This is a genomic window from Streptomyces sp. NPDC088553, from assembly GCF_044752965.1.
Classification (GTDB): domain Bacteria; phylum Actinomycetota; class Actinomycetes; order Streptomycetales; family Streptomycetaceae; genus Streptomyces.
Window position 1 is genome coordinate 293687 of sequence record NZ_JBIVMG010000001.1, and the last position, 14658, is coordinate 308344.

Here is a 14658-nt window from a genome sequence, read left to right on the forward strand (position 1 = left end):
GACGCCCGGACACCGCGTACCCTCACATCGGACACGGCCACCGGCCTCGCCGGGCGCAGGTCAAGCAGGGCGAGCAGGGCGAGCAGGGAAACGGAACATGACTGAGGCACGGGGGCAGGGGACGGAGCCCGGTGGGGGCGAGCGAGGCCGGGACCGGGCGGGGACGGTTCGCGTCTTCATCGCCCTCGCCCCGCCCGACGAGGCGAAGGACGAGCTGGAGCGGGAGCTCCGCCCCGCGTACGACGCGTACCCCCGGATGCGGTGGAACCGCATCGAGGACTGGCACATCACCCTGGCGTTCCTCGGTGAGCTGCCGGTCGAGACCGTTCCGCTGCTCCGGCCGCCGCTCGCGGACCTCGCGGCGTCGCGCGGACCGGTGGAGCTGGCGTTGCGGGGCGGCGGCCACTTCGACGAGCGGGTGCTGTGGAGCGGGATCGAGGGGGACGTCGACGGACTGCACCGGCTCGCCGCCGACGTGCGCGGTGTGGTCAAGGAGTGCGGCATCCCCTTCGAGGACCGGCCGCTGCGGCCCCATCTGACGCTGGCCCGCGCCCGCCGCGACGACCAGTCGAGCGTGGTGGACGTGGCGGCAGGTCTCGTCGGCTTCGCCGGTCGCCCCTGGCGGGCCGAGCGGCTCCACCTGGTGGCCAGCGACTTCGGCCGGGGCCCGGGGCCGATCCGGTACCGCGACATCGAGGCCTGGACGTTCGACGGGCGCTGATCTCACCCTGGTGGCACGGCAACCCTGCTGGTGGACAAGGCTGTTGACACCCATCAGCCAGTTTCCCTGATGGCTCATCACCTCGGTGCCTCGGCTGCGAGGATGCCCGGTATGGAGACGACACTGAACGGCTCGCGCGCCTCGGCCGCGGTCGGCGATTCGGGTTGGCGCTATCTGCTGGGCGGCCTCCGCACGGCCGTCCCGGTCGGGTCGCTGGCGCAGGCGGCGGACGTCGCGGCGCTCGTGGTCGCCGCGTGCGGTGACGACGCCGACCGGCACCTGGCCCTCGACATCCGGCCCGGGCGGATCCTTCTGACGCTGCAGTCCGCCGAGCACGCGGGCGTCACCACCCTGGACGTCGAACTCGCGCACCGGGTGTCCACCGCCGTCGGCGGCCTTGGGCTGCGCACCGAACCCGAGATCGCGACGGGGGCACCGCGGTCGCTCCAGCTCCTGGAGATCGCGATCGACGCGCTCGACATCGCCGCGATCCGGCCGTTCTGGAAGGCGCTCCTCGGGTACGCGGACGAGCCGGGTCGCGACGGCCCCACCGACGCGCTCGTCGATCCCCTCTGGCAGGGCCCGGCGGTGTGGTTCCAGCAGATGGATGTTCCGCGTCCGCAGCGCAACCGCGTCCACTTCGACCTCTGCGTGCCGCACGACGAGGCGCCGCGGAGGATCGACGCCGCGCTGACGGCGGGCGGGCGTCTCGTGTCCGAGGATCGGGCCCCGGCGTTCTGGGTCCTGGCCGACCGCGAGGGCAACGAGGTCTGCATCACGACGTGGCAGGGGCGGGACGGCTGACACCGGCCGCGCGACCTTCCGAAGAGGTACTTGTCGAAACCGGTCCGGGGCTCCTGTGCGTGTTTCCCTGCGCAGTGATCGCTCCGGAAAGGGAATCACCTTGTCCATCACAGGTTTCAGCCCGTCCCGTCGCAGTGTCCTCGGCCTCGGTGCCGGTGCCGCGCTCGCCGTCGCGTTACCGCTCGGCGGGACGGCGTACGCCTCCACGCCCGCCGGGGCGGACCTCGTCGCCCGGCTTCGGGAGCTGGAGGAGCGGCACTCCGCACGGCTCGGGGTGTTCGCCCACGACGTGCGGACCGGGCGCTCCGTGGCGTACCGCGCCGACGAACGCTTCCCGATGTGCTCGGTCTTCAAGACCTTCGCCGTCTCGGCCGTGCTGCGCGACCTCGACCACGACGGATCGTTCCTCGCGCGGCGCATCCGGTACACGGCGGCGGACGTCGAGCGGTCCGGCTGGTCCCCCAGGACGGAACTGCCCGAGAACCTCGCCCACGGGATGACCGTCGCCGAGCTGTGCGACGCCACGCTGCGCTTCAGCGACAACACCGCCGCGAATCTGCTCCTCCGTGAGCTGGGCGGTCCGACCGCCGTCACCCGGTTCGCCCGGTCGATCGGCGACCGTACGACCCGGCTCGACCGCTGGGAGCCCGAGCTGAACTCGGCGGAGCCGTGGCGCGAGACCGACACCTCGACGCCCCGCGCCATCGGACGGAGCTATGGGCGCCTCATCCTCGGCGACGCGCTCCCGCGCCGGGACCGGGAGCGGCTGACGGAGTGGATGCTCGGAAACACGACCAGCGGTGAGCGGTTCCGCAAGGGTCTGCCCGACGACTGGGTCCTCGCCGACAAGACCGGCGGCGGTCGCTACGGCGGCAACAACGACGCCGGCGTCACCTGGCCGCCGGGCGGCGGCCCGATCGTGCTCACCGTGCTGACCACGCGTTTCGTGGAGGACGCGGCGCCCGTCGATCCGCTGGTGGCCGACGCGGCCGCGCTGGTGGCGGCGGAACTCGGCTGATCAGAAAAGTGCTCGAATAAATCGCTTGAGCGTCGCCGCGGGCTTTCCTAGGCTGTGGTCACACGCTGAAAGGAGGTGATCCGAGAACATGGTTTCTTTTCGGATTCGTGAGGTGACTGCGGGCTAACGGCCTGCCGTCGCACTCTGTGCACCTCGGCAGGTCATCTGCCGAAAACCACGCAGTCACCCGACCCGTGGGCCGCCGGTAATCCGGCCGGCTCCCGTCCCAACTCGAGCGGACGGGACCAAGGCCCACGGGTCGTCCGCGTTCCCGGCCCCTTCCCCTCCCCCCGCACCCCTCCTGCGCCCGCCACTGTGAGCCGGATCACAGGGAACCTTCGGGTGGTCCCGCTCCTCCTCGGGGTGTCGGCGCGCTGCGGCGCCGGCCTCGCAACGGAGGGGAACCCCATGGCGGTCATCGACATCGAGCGGCCTCGCACGATCATCGGCGGACGCGGCGTCGCGGCGCTGCTCGCCGTCCTCGCGCTCGTGCACCTCGCCTGGGCCACGGGCCTGACCTGGCCCGCCGCCGACGAGCGGGCCCTGTCGCTCGCCGTCCTCGGCAGCGTCGTGTCCTTCGGACCGGCCGTGGTCCTGCCGCTCGCGGCCCTCGAAGGGTGCGCGGCGTTCGCCGTCGCGCTCCACGCGCGCGGTGGTGGCCGCCGACGCGGAATCCCGCGCCTGGTCACGGCCGCCGTCGCCGCCGGGATACTGCTCCGCGGGGCCGTCGGGCTGGTGTGGATCGTGGTCGGCAAGGACGGCTCGGGGGCGGCGTTCCCGTGGCTGAACGCGCTGGTGTACACGCCGCTGTGCCTGGTCTTCGGAGGGGCGGCCCTGCGTGCCGCGCGCTGACCCCGTCCACGCCGGCGCCCCCGTCGACCGGGGCGTCGCGCTGGTCCGGGCCGCCCGGCGCGGCGACACCCTGGCCCTGCACGACCTGCTCGATCACCTCACCCCGTACATCTCCCGGATCTGCCGTCCCATCGCGCTGGACGACGGTCCGGACGCCACGCAGGAGGCCCTGGTGGCCGTCTTCACCTCTCTTCGTTCACTGCGGGAGCCGGAGGCGCTCTACGGGTGGGTGAGGGCGATCTCCGTGCGGGAGGCGGTTCGGGTGGCGAAACGGGCGGGGCGGGCGCGACCGGCCGAGCTCGCCGACGTACCGGAGCGGGGAGATCCACAACTGGCCGCCGACATCGACGACGTCCTGACACGGCTGTCGCCCGCGCACCGGGCCGTCCTCGTGCTGCGGGACATCGAGGGGATGGACGAGGAGTCCGCGGCGGCACTCCTCGGCGTACCGACCGGCACGGCGAAGTCCCGGCTGCACCGGGCCCGGCAGAGCTTCCGAAAGGCGTGGTCCGCGTGAACGAGAGCAACGCGAGCGATGGGGGCATCGGGAGCCGTGGGGGCGACCCGCGCGACGGGGGCGGGGGTGGCCCGCTGCTCGACGACGTGCGGCGGATGCACGTCATGGTCGCGGGGGTCCGGGGTGCCCGGCTCGTCGAGCGGGTGCTCCCCGCGCCGCTCCCCTGGGTGTGGCGGGTGATGGGTGATCTGGAGGGCGGCTTCGGGGAGTTCCAGCCCGACATGCGGTCGGTCCGGGTCCTGCGGCGCGAGGGCGACCGGGTGGAGGCCCTCGCCCGCAGCCGCTACGGGCTGCGGGCGCACTTCCACGGCGTGCTGCGGCCCGGCTGGTGCTGGCTGCAGAGCCGGTTCCTGGTGATCGGGATGGCGGCCGTGGAGGCCGCGGACGGGAGCGGGCACACGCGGGTCGCGCTCACCGGTGGCGTACGGGTGCCCGGGCGCGCGGCACTGGTGCCGTTCGGCGCGCGCCGCGAGCTGGAGGAGGCGATGACGCGGCTGGCCGCGCGGGTCAGGTGACCGCAGCGCCCGCCGTCGGGCCGCCGACGGTCGGAGACGACCGTACCGGCGGCCCGCCCTTCTCAGGCCAGGCTCAGCGCGCCCGTCTGCCGGGCGCGTGCCTCGCCCACCCGGAGGATCAGCGCGGCGGCCACGAGGAGCAGGGCGCTCAGGGCTCCGAGGCCGAGCAGGGTCGGGGCGAGTTCGCTCGCCGTGCGGTGTTCGAGCAGGGCGCCGCGGACGGCGAGCAGGCTGCCGGTGAGGGGGAAGACCGCGCCGACGACCTGGACCGCGGCCGGGAGGGCGAAGTGCGGGAGGCGGACTCCCGAGACGAACCAGAGGGGCTCGTCCAGGATCGTGTACAGGAAGGCCGAGTCCCGGGAGAAGACCAGGAGGCTGTTGAGGAACGCTCCCCACGCCACCGCCGGGATCAGCAGAGCGAGGAGGACGATCCCGTACATCCACCAGGCCGAGACCGACAGCGTGCCGAAGCCGGTCAGGGCGGCGACGGTGAAGCAGGTGAGCAGCCAGGCGTTCTGGAGGAGCGCGCCGGCGCCGTTGGCGATCATCAGGGTGAGTCGGCCGGCCGGGGACAGGAAGAGGAGTTCGAGGGTGCCGGTGGTCCGCTCGAAGGAGAGGTGCCAGGCGCTCTGGACGAGGGAGAAGAAGAAGGCGTACGCGAGGGTGCCGGTGGCCAGGAAGGCGAGCAGGCGCTCGGGGTCGGCGGCGAGGGGCCAGTTCTCGGCGGCCCGCGAGGCCGTGGCGACGGGGCGCAGGGTGTAGTAGGTGGTGGCCAGTTGGAGGACGGGCCAGACGAGCATGGAGAAGACGACGAGCGGCTGGCCGAAGAGCCGGCGGTGTTGCTTGAGCGTCTCCGCGGCGAAGACCCGCAGGGCGTGACGGAGCTGGTTCACGGGGTGCCGCCCTTGGAACCGGCGGTCGCGGCCGCTGAGGGGACGGTCTCGGCGTCGGTTCGGACCGTCGCGGCGTCGGAGCGGGTGGGCGTGGCACTGGTGTGGATGGGCACGGCGTCGGAGCGGACGGTCGCGGCGTCGGAGCGGGTGGGCGTGGCTTCGGAGCGGGTGGGCGTGGCTTCGGAGCGGGTGGGCGTGGCACTGGTGTGGATGGGCACGGCGTCGGAGCGGACGGTCGCGGCTTCGGAGCGGGTGGGCGTGGCTTCGGGCCGATCGGGCCCCGGGCCCGCGAGGCCCGCCTCGCCCCGCTCCGCCAGGGTCAGGATCGCGTCCTCCAGGCTCGCCTCGGCGATCTCCAGGCCGCCGATGGAGCCGCCCGCCTCGAACACCGCCGCCGTCAGCGGTCCCGCCATGTCGCCGGGGTGGCGCAGGGTGATCAGCTCTCCCCCGTCGGGAAGGGTTTCACGGGTGGCCCCGAAGGCGTCCGCGACGGCCCGGGTGCGCTCCGTCGGGTCGGTGACGGTCAGACGGACGGTCCGGTGGCTGCCGGTCGCGGCCTTCAGCTCGGCCGGGCTGCCCTGGGCGAGGTGGCGGCCGGCGGAGATCACGTACACATGGCCGCAGAGTTCCTCGACCTCGGCCAGGTAGTGCGAGGTCAGCAGCACCCCTGTGCCGTCGTGCGCGGCGAGGTCCGCGACGACTCGGCGCAGGTCGCGGGCGATGGGGGCGTCGAGGCCGAGGGTCGGCTCGTCGAGCAGGAGGTAGTCCGGGCGGTTGATGAGGCCGCGGGCGATGGCGAGCCGCTGGGTCATGCCGCGCGAGTACCGCTCGACCATGGTGTCGGCGGCGTCGGACAGGCCCACGAGGTCGAGGAGCTCGCCCGTCCTGCGGCGCAGCTCGGCCTTCGGGACGTCGTAGAGCTGGCCGAAGTACCAGAGGTTCTCGCGGCCGGTCATACGGGTGTAGACCATGCGCTCGCCGCCGGCGATGAGGTTGATGCGGCGGCGTACGGCGCGGGCGTCGGCGACCGCGTCCAGGCCCTCGACACGGACGGTGCCGGCGCTGGGTCGCAGGAGCGTGGCGAGGATCTTGATGGTGGTGGTCTTCCCGGCGCCGTTCAGGCCGAGGAGCCCGGTGACGCGGCCTCGGGGGATGTCGAGGTCGAGGCCGTCGACGGCGCGCTTGAGGGTGCGGGGGCCCAGAATCCCCTTGTCCCGTACCGGAAAGTCCTTGCGCAGGCCCCGGACTTCGATCGCCGTGGTCGTGGTCATCAGTACGTCCTTTCGACGGCACGGGCCTCGGCCCGCGGCAGGTAGCTCAGCCCCAGGAAGAGGTAGGCGCAGGTGAGGGCGGCACAGACGGCGAGCCTCGGGAGGAGTTCGGGGAGGGACTGGCCGCCGGTGAAGCTGCCGTGCAGGACGTCCATGGCCGAGGTGGTGGGGAGGAGTTCGGCGAACCAGCGGGCGGGTTCCGGCAGGTAGTCGCGCGGGAAGGTGAAGCCGCCGACCAGGCCGAGCACGATGAAGACGGTGTTCTGCGAGATGTGCGCCTCGCCCGCCGCGATCATCAGTCCGCCGAGGCCGACCGAGAGCGCGAAGACGGCCGCGATCAGCGCGAGGGCGCCGAGCAACGCGCCGGGCACGGAGGAGACCGGCACGGTGATGCCGAGGACGGCGACGACCACGCCGAGGGTGAGGAACTCGACGACGCTGCTGAGCACCGCGAAGCCGGTGAAGCCGAGCAGGTACGGGAGGCGGCCGGCGGGGGCGATGAGCAGGGCGCCGAGGGTGCCCTGCCGCTGTTCGGTGATGAGGGCCTTCGCGGACCAGAGGATCAGCCGGACGGCGAAGTGGAAGGCGGTGGTGCCGACGACGATGTAGGCGAGGTAGGCGGTGGTGCCGCTGCCCGCGGCGAAGTCATCGCCGACGGCGCCGCCTCCGATGACGTGGAAGCCGAGGTAGGCGAGCGCGATGGTGAGCGCGGCGGGCAGGACGGTGCCGACGGCGTACGTCCATGGGTAGGCGCGACGGGTCATCTGCCAGGTGCGCCAGGCGGTTGCCCAGACTATGGGCATGAAAAGGATCCCTCCCCCGAAGACACTGGAATCGAGCGAGTTCCCATGGGGAACTTACAGTGAGTTTCTATCGGGAACCCACTCGATGGCGCAAGATGGATCACTGACCGGACCGGTGACCCGAACGAGGAGGACACGTCATGGCACGAGCCGTTCCCGACCGCGACGCCGCCTGCGCCATCGCCCAGGCCGCGGCCGTCGTCGGCGACTGGTGGAGCCTGCTCCTCGTCCGTGAGACGGCGCGGGGGCGGCACCGCTTCGACGAGCTCCAGCGCGAGCTGGACATCTCCCGCAAGGTGCTCACCGAGCGGCTCAACCACCTCGTCGACAGCGGGGTGCTCGACAAGGTCCCGTACCAGGAGGGGCCGGTCCGGTTCGAGTACCGCCTGAGCGACGCCGGGCGCGCGCTGCTGCCCGTCCTGGTCTCGATGCAGGACTGGGCCGACCGCTGGCTGCTGGGCGACGGCTCGCTGACCGCCTCCGCCGACGAGCGGAGCGCCGAGGCGCACCGCGTCCACGACCTGCCCGGCACCCGGCTGCCCCGGCTCGCGCTGCCCGTTCACACGGGCGGCGCGCTCGACCCGGTCGACGCCGGAGCCGGCGCCACCGTCCTGTTCTGCTACCCCGCGACCGCCCGGCCCGCCCCGCTGCCGGAGGGCTGGACGGACATCCCCGGCGCGGCCGGCTGCACCCTGGAGAACCGGCTGTTCCGTGAGGAGTACGAGAGGTTCACGGCGGCGGGCGTCGCGGTGCGCGGCATCAGCACCCAACGCCCGGACGAACAGCGGGCGTTCGCGGTGGCCGAGGAGATCCCCTTCCCCCTCCTCTCCGACATGGACAACGGGTTCTCTGCGGCACTCCGGCTCCCGACGTTCCGCGCGGGCCAGGCCCTCCGGCTGAAGCGCGCGATCCTGGTCGTGGACCGCGAACGGACCGTACGGCACGTGCAGTTCCCCGTCACGGACATCCCGGCGGCCGTGGAGACGGCGTGGCGCGACGGAGCCGCGGTCGCCGAGGAGTGAACGGGCCGTCGCCACCGCCACATGGCGACACCGGCACCGAAGTCGGGTGTCAGCCCCCGTGCCGGGGCGACCGTCCGGCTGGAAGGCTGGGAGCGGCCCCGCCGACGCGGGCCGGAACCAGCGGCATGAACCGGTCCTCCCCCGGCGCCGGGAGAGCCGGGGTGCCTCGCCCCGCGGTCTGGGACCTCCGCCCCGGTTACGTGCTCCACCCCGGCGCTCGCGTCGTCGTCGCGGCCACCCGCGCGGGCCTGGCCGAACTGCTGGGTCGAGCGGAAGCCCCGACGACGGGACGGGAGCCCGCCGGGGCGCCACCGTCATCCCCGGGCGGCTGGTCGGCGCGAACCACCCGACCCGCTCGCCCGCTCGCCCCTCACCTGCTCACCCCCTCGCCCTGAGCGGCGGACCCGACAGGGGCCACCCCGAGCGGCGCCGCGCTCCGTGCGGTCGCCGACCGAGGTGCTCGCCTCGGCGGCCTCATGGGCTCGCACCAGGTGCGGGCGGGGCCGCCGCGCCCCGCTACGAGCTGCCCGACCGCCTCATCGGTGCGCGCTGCCCGGCGCACGGGAGGATCCCCACCTGATCGCCTGCCGTGGCGGTTCATCGTCCGTACACCTGGACTTCGGACCTCCGGCCGGGCGGAGGCCGCCGGGCCGACACGGAAGGGCACCACGCTCACGCAGGACGTACAAGCCCCCCTCCTGAGGAGACTTGCGTGACTCGCCCCCGTACCACCCGGTCGCTCGTGCTCGCCGTCACCACGGCGCTCGCCGCGGCCGCCCTCGCCGTGCCCGCCCAGGCCGATGCCCATGCTCAGGCGCAGGGCCGCCAACGTGGTCCCGCCGGCTCGCTGCCGGCCGTGACCCCCCGCGCGGAGACGCCGGTGCTGCACGACGACGACGCGGGCGGCAACGCCGACGCGGACGACCCCGCCATCTGGCGCAACGCCGCCGCCCCCGGCCGCAGCCTGGTCATCGCGACCGCCAAGGAGGGCGGGCTCCGCGTCTACGACCTGGACGCGCGCCCGGTGCAGTCGATAGCCCCGCCTCCGGCGGACGGACCGGACGACGCCCCCGGCCGGTTCAACAACGTGGACCTCGTCCAGGGCCTGCGGCTCTCCTCGGGGCGGGCCGACCTCGCCGTCACCAGCGACCGCGGCCACGACCGGCTGCGGTTCTACCGCATCGACCGCGACCGCGCCGGCGGCCCGCTGACCGATGTCACCGATCCCGCCGCGCCGGCCGTCTTCTCGCAGGACCAGGCCGAGATCAACGACCAGCGGACCGCGTACGGTCTGGCGACCTGGACGGACCCGGCGTCCGGGAAGTCCTTCGCGCTCGTCAGCCGCCGCGAGCGGACCAGTATCGCCCTGCTCGAACTGCTCCCGGCCGCCGGCGGCAAGGTCACGTACCGCAAGGTCCGCACCCTGGACCTGCCGGCCACGTTCCGGCTGCCGAACGGCACCTCGTGGGCGCCGTGCGGCGAGCCCGGCGAGCTGCCGCAGGTCGAGGGCATGGTCGTCGACCCCGCCAACGGCACCCTGTACGCAGGCCAGGAGGACATCGGCATCTGGCGGCTGCGCGCCGACCTCACCGGCACGCCGAAGCTCCTCGACAAGGTCCGCGAGTACGGCGTCCCCGGCGTCTACGACGAGGAGACCGAGGAGTGCACGCCGGGCGCCGACCCCGGCTACGGCGGGACCAGGATCTCTTCGGACGTCGAGGGTCTGACGCTGGTCGAGGAGTCCGACGGCGACGGATACCTGCTCGCCTCCAGCCAGGGCGACAACACCTTCGCCGCCTACGACCGCGAGCTCGCGGACCGCAACGAGTACGAGGGCGGCTTCCGGGTCGCGCCCGCGAGCGGCGCCCTCGACGGCTCCGAGGAGTGCGACGGCGCCGCCGCTCTGAACGCTCCCCTCGGTTCGCAGTACCCGAACGGCCTCCTCGTCGTGCAGGACGGCCACGACGCCCCCGGCGACGGTGACCGCCCCGCGACCGACTTCAAGTTCGTCGACCTCGGCACCGTCCTGGACGCCATCGACGACTGATCCGTCTCACGACCGCTCTCCCTCACCCGCACCGGCCGCCGGGGTCCGACGACCCGGCGGCCGGTGCGCCGTCACGGCGTCGCGAGGAGCGCCGCCACCGCCTGGGCCGTGGCGGGGTGTCTCGTCGTCAGGGACGCGACGGGGAGTGCCTGGCCCACGGTCGTCCAGGGATCGCCACAGCCCAGGAGGTCCGCGACGGCGTCGCAGGTGGCGCGGTGGGTGAACAGGAGCGCCGCGCCCGCCGGGGCCGTCGTCGGCCCGCCCGCCGGGGCCCACCCGTCCGCGCGGCCCAGGAGGGCCGCGACCGCGTCGCATGTCTCCGGGTGGAGGGGGAGCAGCGCCGCGCCGCGTGGCGCGGGCGCGGCCAGGGGCGCCTGGGCCGCCGGCCGTGCGTGCCACGGCGGGACCCAGGTGTCCAGGGCCGCCAGCCGTGCCGGGAAGATCCGGCCCGCCTCGCGGATGAGCAACGGGGCGAGGTCGGCGGCGTTCGACCGCAGCGTGGTGATGAGGGTGGGCAGCCACGGCAGCAGGACGGGGTCGGGGAGCCGTCCGAAGGCGTTGGACACGGCCTCCACGACGACGTCCGCGAGTCCCGGGACCGGCTCCAGGGCGTGTACGAAGCCGCTGAGGTAGCGGGGGTACGAGGGCACCACCAGGGGGTTGCCGAGGAGTTCGTCGCAGCGGCCTCGCAGTTCGCCCCGGGAGAGCGTGCCGAGCTGGACCTGTGCGGCCCAGAGCAGGGCCGTCTTGGCCGGGTCGTTCGGGTGTGACTGCGCGACCGCTAGCTCCAGCTGGGTCCGGTCGCAGCCGAGCGACAGTGCCAGGCTCTCCATGCTGAACAGGAAGCCCAGCATCGCCGCCACCTGCCCCACGGTCGCGTCCTCGTCCCGGAAGGCCGTCGGCAGCAGAGTGCAGTAGTGCGCGTACCCGGCTCTGACGAAGGACTCGATCCACGGCGGGAGGACCGGTTCGCTGGTGCGGTAGTGGGCGAGGAGGCCGCGCACCCGGCGCAGTACCTCCGGGGCGCCGTCCACCGTGCGCTCGCCTGCGAGGACCTCCAGGGCCCGGGTCCCGAGCTCGTCGGCGAGGCGTCGGCCGCCGAGGTGGAGCGTGGCGTCCTCGACGGCTTCCAGGACCTCGGCCGTGGTGGCCCGCGGACCGTACGCGGTACGGCGCAGGCGCTGTTCCAGCACCTGCTCCAGGCTCACGCCCTCGTACCCGAGCTCGATGAGCGCGCGCTGGTGGGTGCCGAGCGACAGGTCCCAGGACTCCTGGATCGACCGCTCGCCGAGCCGCCGCTCGCCCATCACCGTGCGTGCCGCGCCGGGCGGCAGCAGACGGCGCAGCATCCACAGGACGTCCGAGCAGGCGCGCAGCTCCGGCCGGGACGCCATGTCGAGCAGGGCCCGGCGTACGCCGCGCTGCTGGAGGTTGAGCGCCAGGGGCGCCAGCCGGTCGTGCACGTCCCGGGCGAGGGGCGGCAGCGCGTCGTAGCCGACCTGGCCGATCCGGTCGCCGCCCATCATGATCTCGACGAGCCGCCGCACGTCCCGTCGGCCGGGGACGGTGTCCTTCTCGATGCAGGTGACCGCCGCGTCCTGGAAGTCGTACGGCGTCGGCTTGGCCCGGTCCCGCATGGCGGCGAGCAGGATCGACGTCTCGAACACGGCGATGGCGTCGGCGGTGGAGGCCAGATAGCCGCTGCGGCGGGCGGCGCGGACGATGTCCACGGACCAGCCGAGCAGTTCGGTCTCGTCGAGGGTGTGGAGGGCGGGCGGCTGCCGGAGGAAGCCGGTGAGCCGGTCCTCGGTGGCACCTGAGGTGGGGCCGGAGGCGGGACCGGGCGTGAGGCCGGACGCGGGTACGGGCGCGGGCGTGGGCGCCGGGGTCTTGGCCGCCGTCCTCCTCGCGCTCGGCTTCTTCGTGCCGGACTGTCCCTCCAGGCGGTACGGCTTCACCCGGGTGCGCTTGAGGTTCTTCGCCCATTCCGTCGCGGCGATCGACACCGAGCCGGACGCGAGGCCGAACTGTGCCTCGATCGCCGCGTGGCTGGAGGGGATCAGCCCGTACTGCCAGGTCGTGGCGGTCCGCGGGGAGATGGCGAAGTCGCCCGTGCCGTGGACGCCGAACTCGTCGACGCGGCTGGCCGCGTGGAAGGCGCCGCACACGTACAGGCAGTCCGCGGGGTCGGTGCCGGTCGCGGCGAGGTGCTCGCGCATCCGGGTCCACATGTAGCGCTCGCGGTCCTCGTCGACCCGTACTCGCTCGTCCCGGCCCGGGGCGAGGCGCCGGAACAGGCTGCCGATGAGGAACATGACCTGGCGGTAGGTGTCGTGGTCGCTGTCCCCGAGGGGGACCTCGACGTACTGGTGCCACCATTCCGACCAGTGCCGCACCTTGCCGTGGCGCAGCAGGTGCTCCTCCAGTTCGGCGAAGCGCGGACGCAGGTCGCCGATCTCGACGCCGACGGCCTCGCCGTGGAGGGCCGCCTCGGGCTCCGTCTCGGCCACGGACTCGGCTCCGGCCTCGGCGGCGTCGGCCTCGCCGGCGGCAGGCTGTCGGGTGTCCCACTGGAAGACGTGGTCGGAGGAGCGGTCGACGAGGACGAGCTCCACGCCGGGGGTGTCGAGGGCGTACGCGATGGCCTGGTACTCGGCGGAGGCCTCGGTGATCGGGGCGACGACCGAGAGCGGGGCCCAGTCGGGCGGGAAGCCGTCGATGTCGCTCGCGAAGGCCTGTACGGCGACGGGCAGCCGGCAGTTGCGGAGCTCGGTGAGGAGCGGGGCCATGTCCTCGCACAGCTCCAGGTACACGACCTTGGGCTGCTTCTCGCGCAGTCGGCGGGCCATGGCGAGGGCGGAGGCGGGTGAGTGGTGACAGACGGGGAAGATCTCCAGCGGCTCGGCGGCCGCCCGGCCGACGTCGTCGACCATGCCGAGCAGGATGCCTTCCAGAGCGTCCCGGCCGCCGGCGAACTCGGCCGCCGCTTCGTGGAGTTGCCCGCGCAGGGCAGCGAAGGAGGCGCTTGCCGGAGTCTCGGAGGTCGTGCTCATGCCAGCTTCGCGATCGCCTCGCGGCCGCCCTCGAGGAACTCGGGCCAGGAGCCGCCCTGCTCCTTGCCGCGCGGCTCGACGACGCCGTGCAGGTACTTGTTGAGGATGGCCAGGTCCTCGGGCTCGCGGCGGGCGAGCGTGCCGACCAGGGAGGCGGCGAGGGCGCGGGCCGTGAGGGCGCGCTCACCGAAGAAGTCGCTGTGCAGGACCGCGTCCTCCAGGACGCCGATCTGCTCGGCGGTGGACAGGGCGGACTCCAGCTTCTCGTCGTCGCTGCCAGCCGCGGCGGCGGAGGCGCGGAGGTCGGCGAAGCTCTGCAGGAGCACGTCGAGGAGGGTGGGCGGCACGTCCAGCTCGATCGAGTGCCGGCGCAGGAGTTCCTCGGTGCGGAAGCGGACGATCTCGGCCTCGCTCTTCTTGTTCGTGACGACCGGGATGCGGACGAAGTTGAACCGGCGCTTGAGCGCGGAGGACAGGTCGTTGACGCCGCGGTCGCGACTGTTGGCGGTGGCGATGACCGAGAACCCCGGCTGGGCGAAGACGATGTTCTCGCCGCCGGCGCTGTCGAGTTCGGGGACCGAGATGTACTTCTCGGAGAGGATCGAGATGAGCGCGTCCTGGACGTCGCTGGTGGAGCGGGTGAGTTCCTCGAAGCGGCCGATGGTGCCGGTCTCCATCGCGGTCATGATCGGCGAGGGGATCATCGACTCGCGGGACTGGCCCTTGGCGATGACCATCGAGACGTTCCAGGAGTACTTGATGTGGTCCTCGGTGGTGCCCGCCGTGCCCTGGACGACCTGGGTGGAGTTGCGGCTGATCGCGGCGGAGAGGAGCTCGGCGAGCCAGCTCTTGCCCGTGCCGGGGTCGCCGATCAGGAGCAGACCGCGGTCGGAGGCGAGGGTGACGATGGAGCGCTCGACGAAGCTGCGGTCGCCGAACCACTTCTGCGTCACCTCCCGGTCCAGGCCGTCGGCCCGCTCGGAGCCGAGGATGAAGAGGCGGACCATCTTCGGGGAGAGACGCCACGAGAACGGCTTGGGGTTGTCGTCGATCGACTCGAGCCAGTCGAGTTCTTCGGCGTACTTGATCTCGGCGGGGGCGCGGAGCAGGTCGGACATGCGAGGGGCCTTTCTGGGGCGGGC

13 protein-coding genes are annotated in these 14658 nt (G+C 73.3%); 8 read left to right on the forward strand and 5 right to left on the reverse strand.

Going from position 1 to position 14658, the window contains the following annotated elements:
* The first annotated feature begins 97 nt into the window (after window positions 1-97).
* The 6 genes from thpR to ACIP8Z_RS01385 all read left to right on the forward strand — a co-directional run bounded on the left by thpR (window position 98) and on the right by ACIP8Z_RS01385 (window position 4427).
* Window positions 98-721, forward strand: a complete 624-nt coding sequence (thpR, locus tag ACIP8Z_RS01360) for an RNA 2',3'-cyclic phosphodiesterase (protein ID WP_402077244.1) — start codon at window positions 98-100, stop codon at window positions 719-721.
* A 111-nt stretch (window positions 722-832) separates the two neighbouring features.
* Complete coding sequence (locus ACIP8Z_RS01365; RefSeq protein ID WP_402077246.1) at window positions 833-1525, forward strand: VOC family protein; 693 nt, start codon at window positions 833-835, stop codon at window positions 1523-1525.
* A gap of 100 nt (window positions 1526-1625) precedes the next feature.
* On the forward strand, window positions 1626-2543 hold the full coding sequence (bla, locus tag ACIP8Z_RS01370) for a class A beta-lactamase (protein ID WP_402077247.1): 918 nt from the start codon (window positions 1626-1628) through the stop codon (window positions 2541-2543).
* 408 nt (window positions 2544-2951) lie between these two features.
* Entirely contained in the window at window positions 2952-3395 is a 444-nt protein-coding gene (locus tag ACIP8Z_RS01375) for a DUF3995 domain-containing protein (RefSeq protein ID WP_402077249.1), read from the forward strand.
* Window positions 3382-3912, forward strand: coding sequence for an RNA polymerase sigma factor (locus tag ACIP8Z_RS01380; RefSeq protein ID WP_402077251.1), 531 nt, complete (start codon window positions 3382-3384; stop codon window positions 3910-3912). The genes ACIP8Z_RS01375 and ACIP8Z_RS01380 overlap by 14 nt, the downstream gene beginning before the upstream one ends.
* Window positions 3909-4427 (forward strand): hypothetical protein, encoded by a 519-nt coding sequence (locus tag ACIP8Z_RS01385; RefSeq protein ID WP_402077253.1) that lies wholly within the window; start codon window positions 3909-3911, stop codon window positions 4425-4427. Before ACIP8Z_RS01380 ends, ACIP8Z_RS01385 begins: the two co-directional genes overlap by 4 nt.
* 62 nt (window positions 4428-4489) lie before the next feature.
* On the opposite strand, the gene ACIP8Z_RS01390 is transcribed toward ACIP8Z_RS01385, so the two are convergent.
* The 3 genes from ACIP8Z_RS01390 to ACIP8Z_RS01400 are packed head-to-tail and all read right to left on the reverse strand — an operon-like array spanning window position 4490 to window position 7394.
* On the reverse strand, window positions 4490-5320 hold the full coding sequence (locus ACIP8Z_RS01390) for an ABC transporter permease (RefSeq protein ID WP_402077255.1): 831 nt from the start codon (window positions 5318-5320) through the stop codon (window positions 4490-4492).
* Window positions 5317-6591 (reverse strand): ATP-binding cassette domain-containing protein, encoded by a 1275-nt coding sequence (locus ACIP8Z_RS01395; RefSeq protein WP_402077258.1) that lies wholly within the window; start codon window positions 6589-6591, stop codon window positions 5317-5319. Before ACIP8Z_RS01395 ends, ACIP8Z_RS01390 begins: the two co-directional genes overlap by 4 nt.
* On the reverse strand, window positions 6591-7394 hold the full coding sequence (locus tag ACIP8Z_RS01400) for an ABC transporter permease (protein WP_402077260.1): 804 nt from the start codon (window positions 7392-7394) through the stop codon (window positions 6591-6593). Before ACIP8Z_RS01400 ends, ACIP8Z_RS01395 begins: the two co-directional genes overlap by 1 nt.
* Window positions 7395-7534: 140 nt before the next feature.
* Here ACIP8Z_RS01400 and ACIP8Z_RS01405 point away from each other — a divergent pair, with 140 nt between their 5' ends.
* On the forward strand, window positions 7535-8416 hold the full coding sequence (locus ACIP8Z_RS01405) for a winged helix-turn-helix transcriptional regulator (protein WP_402077262.1): 882 nt from the start codon (window positions 7535-7537) through the stop codon (window positions 8414-8416).
* Between the two features lie 712 nt (window positions 8417-9128).
* Window positions 9129-10463 (forward strand): phytase, encoded by a 1335-nt coding sequence (locus ACIP8Z_RS01410; protein WP_402077265.1) that lies wholly within the window; start codon window positions 9129-9131, stop codon window positions 10461-10463.
* A 71-nt stretch (window positions 10464-10534) separates the two neighbouring features.
* Here ACIP8Z_RS01410 and ACIP8Z_RS01415 read toward each other — a convergent pair whose 3' ends face one another.
* Together ACIP8Z_RS01415 and ACIP8Z_RS01420 are read right to left on the reverse strand one after the other, a co-directional pair.
* Window positions 10535-13516, reverse strand: coding sequence for a hypothetical protein (locus ACIP8Z_RS01415; protein WP_402077268.1), 2982 nt, complete (start codon window positions 13514-13516; stop codon window positions 10535-10537).
* Window positions 13513-14634 carry an AAA family ATPase gene (locus tag ACIP8Z_RS01420; protein WP_030314967.1) on the reverse strand — a complete coding sequence of 374 codons (1122 nt, stop codon included), beginning with the start codon at window positions 14632-14634 and terminating at the stop codon, window positions 13513-13515. Before ACIP8Z_RS01420 ends, ACIP8Z_RS01415 begins: the two co-directional genes overlap by 4 nt.
* Between the last annotated feature and the right edge of the window lie 24 nt (window positions 14635-14658).